This window comes from Nocardiopsis sp. TNDT3 (genome assembly GCF_003427465.1).
Classification (GTDB): domain Bacteria; phylum Actinomycetota; class Actinomycetes; order Streptosporangiales; family Streptosporangiaceae; genus Nocardiopsis; species Nocardiopsis dassonvillei.
Genome location: NZ_QPFC01000271.1, coordinates 1 through 2,826 on the forward strand (window position 1 = coordinate 1; position 2,826 = coordinate 2,826).

Annotated in this window: 4 protein-coding genes; 3 read left to right on the plus strand and 1 reads right to left on the minus strand. The window is 71.4% G+C overall.

Annotation, left to right across the window (positions count from 1 at the left end; genetic code table 11):
- Positions 1-77: 77 nt before the first annotated feature.
- Positions 78-1,118, minus strand: coding sequence for a class II fructose-bisphosphatase (gene glpX, locus DQW06_RS07375; protein ID WP_013151171.1), 1,041 nt, complete (start codon positions 1,116-1,118; stop codon positions 78-80).
- Between the two features lie 154 nt (positions 1,119-1,272).
- Here glpX and DQW06_RS07380 point away from each other — a divergent pair, with 154 nt between their 5' ends.
- From DQW06_RS07380 to DQW06_RS07390, 3 genes are all read left to right on the plus strand, one after another.
- A complete protein-coding gene (locus DQW06_RS07380) occupies positions 1,273-1,872 on the plus strand; it encodes a TetR/AcrR family transcriptional regulator (protein ID WP_013151172.1) in 600 nt (199 codons plus the stop codon).
- Positions 1,873-1,922: 50 nt separating this feature from the next.
- Positions 1,923-2,477 (plus strand): DUF4245 domain-containing protein, encoded by a 555-nt coding sequence (locus tag DQW06_RS07385; RefSeq protein ID WP_013151173.1) that lies wholly within the window; start codon positions 1,923-1,925, stop codon positions 2,475-2,477.
- Between the two features lie 81 nt (positions 2,478-2,558).
- The coding region (locus DQW06_RS07390; protein ID WP_117198194.1) for a MerR family transcriptional regulator at positions 2,559-2,826 on the plus strand (268 nt) is incomplete at its 3' end.

A 2,826-nucleotide genomic window follows, 5' to 3' on the forward strand; every position in this document is an offset into this window, starting at 1 on the left:
CCGGTGTCCCGTACCGGCCGGGACGGGACACCGGGGTGGAGCTTTCGCGGAGGTCTTCCGGCGGGGGTGTGACAGCCCTAGACCGACTCGGGCTCCTCACCGCGGTAGGGAGCCGAGGTCAGGTCGACGCCGCTGTAGGAGGCCAGCTTGCCCAGGCGGTGCTCGCTGAGCACCTGGCGGACGGTGCCGCTGCGGCCGCGCATGACCAGGGAGTCGGTGACGACCCGCGCGGACTCGTAGCGGACGCCGCCGACCAGCTCCCCGTCGGTGATGCCGGTCGCGGCGAAGAACACGTCGTCGGACGAGACGAGGTCGTCGGTGCGCAGCACACGGTCCAGGTCGTGCCCGGCGTCGAGCGCCTTGCGGCGCTCCTCCTCGTCCTTGGGCCACAGACGGCCCTGGATGACACCGTCCAGGCACTTCATCGCGCACGCGGTGATGATGCCCTCGGGGGTGCCGCCGATGCCCAGCAGCAGGTCCACACCGGTCCCCGCCCGGGCCGCCATGATCGCTCCGGCCACGTCGCCGTCGCTGATGAACTTGATCCGGGCGCCGGCGTCGCGCACGTCCTGCACGATCTGCTTGTGGCGGGGGCGGTCCAGGATGACGACGGTCACGTCCTGCGGCGACTTGCCCTTGGCGCGGGCCACGGCCCGGACGTTGTCGGCCACGGGAGCGGCGATGTCCACCACGTCGGCGGCCTCGGGACCCGTGGCGAGCTTCTCCATGTAGAACACCGCGGAGGGGTCGAACATGGTGTTGCGCGGACTCATCGCGATCACCGACACGGCGTTGGGCATGCCCATGGCGGTCAGGGTGGTGCCGTCGATCGGGTCGACGGCCACGTCCCAGTCCTGGCCGCCGCCGTCGCCGACCCGCTCGCCGTTGTAGAGCATCGGGGCGTTGTCCTTCTCGCCCTCGCCGATCACCACGGTCCCGTTCATGGACACGGTGCTGATCATGTGCCGCATGCCGCGCACCGCGGCGCCGTCCGCCCCGATCTTGTCACCCTTGCCCACCCAGCGGGCCGCGGCGAGCGCCGCGGTCTCGGTGACGCGCACCAGCTCCAGCGCGAGGTTGCGATCCGGGGCCTTGTGCGGGCTGCTGGACTGCGACATGGACACACCTTCCATCGGGAGAACAGGTCGGGGGCAGGTCTTAGGGTAGTCACCCGACGTGACACCCGCGGGGCCACGGGTACCCCTCGGGGCGGTCCCGGGTGGACGGGGACGGACTACTCTGGCGTGACCCGGACTGGAGTGAGGCGTGACAGTGGACAAGACGGACAGGCCCGCGAGGGTCTCCCCGCGCGGCGCGGCCACCCGCGGCGCCCTGCTCAAGGCGGCCTCCCAGGTCTTTCGCACGGTGGGCTTCGCCAAGGCCGGGGTGAGCGAGGTCGTCGCCGCGGCCGGGGCCAGCGTCGGCAGCCTGTACCACCACTTCAGCGGCAAGGCCGACCTCTACCTCGCCCTGTACGAGGAGTTCCAGCAGCGCCAGCAGGACCGCACCCACCAGGCGGTCGTGCGGGCCCGCTCCGAGGGGGAGAAGGACCCCACGCGGCTGATGAACATCGCCGCCCGCGCCTACCTGCTGGGGTGCATCGAGGAGAGGGAGACCACACGGCTGTTCTTCAGCGGTGACGGTCCCCCCGGGTTCGACTACCAGCTGCGGACCCGGCTCACCCAGTGGACCGACCGCAACGTGGCGCTGTTCCGCAAGGCCGACGAGCCCGTGGACGAGGCCCTGCTCATCGTCGTGAGCGGCGCGATGCTGCTGGCCGTGGCCGAGGTGGTCCAGCGCGAGGACGCCGAGGCCCGCCGACTCGCCGACGACATCACCGGACTGCTCACCCAGCTCGAACCCCGGCGCTAAGCGCACCCCGGGTCCGCGGGGCCCCGGACCTGGGGCAAGCTGGAGACGTCATGAGTGAGTACAGCCGGTCCAGCGCGACCTTCAAGAACTACGCCATCTCCCTCGGGATCATCGTCGGCATCGTCCTGATCATGGCGTTCGTGGTCTCCACGCGCTCGGGCGAGAGCATTCCGTCGGTGGAGTACCGGCCCGACGCCGACGTCCTGCGCGACGCGGCGGACTATCCGGTGACGGTGCCCTCCGCCGACCTGGAGCAGGAGGGGTGGACGCCCACCAGCTCCACGGTGGACGTGTCCGGACCGGTCCAGTGGAGCGTGGGATTCGCCACGGCCGAGGACAGCCACGCCATGGTGACCCAGAGCGACGCCGAACCCGGCGCCGTCCTCGCGGAGAGGGTCCCGGGCGCCGAGCGGGTCGGTACGGTCCAGGTCGACGGCCGCGAGTGGGAGCACCACGCCTCCCAGGACGAGAACGCCCTGGTCCTGCGCGAGGAGGGTGTGACCCTGGTCGTGTTCGGCCCCGCCGACATGGACGAGCTGACCCGTCTGGCCGAGGGCCTGGAGACCGACGCCGACGGTGGCGAGGGGTCCGCGGACGGAGCCTGAGCGGGGAACGCGGGCCCCGGCCGTCTCCGGACGCGCCCGCTTCCTTGCCCTGACGTAGACGTCAGGGTTTACGGTCGTCCCATGCGCATCGGTGAACTCGCCCGACGTACCGGGACCACGGCCCGGGCCCTGCGGTTCTACGAGTCCCAGGGGCTGCTCAGCGCACGGCGCTCGGCCAACGGCTACCGGGACTACGGCGAGGACGACTACCGGCTGGTCAGCGAGATCCTGACCCTCCAGGCCGTCGGCCTCAGCCTCGACGACACCCGTCCGTTCGTCGAGTGCCTGCGCTCGGGCCACGAGACCGGGGACTCCTGCCCCGACTCGGTCGAGGTCTACCGGCGCAGGC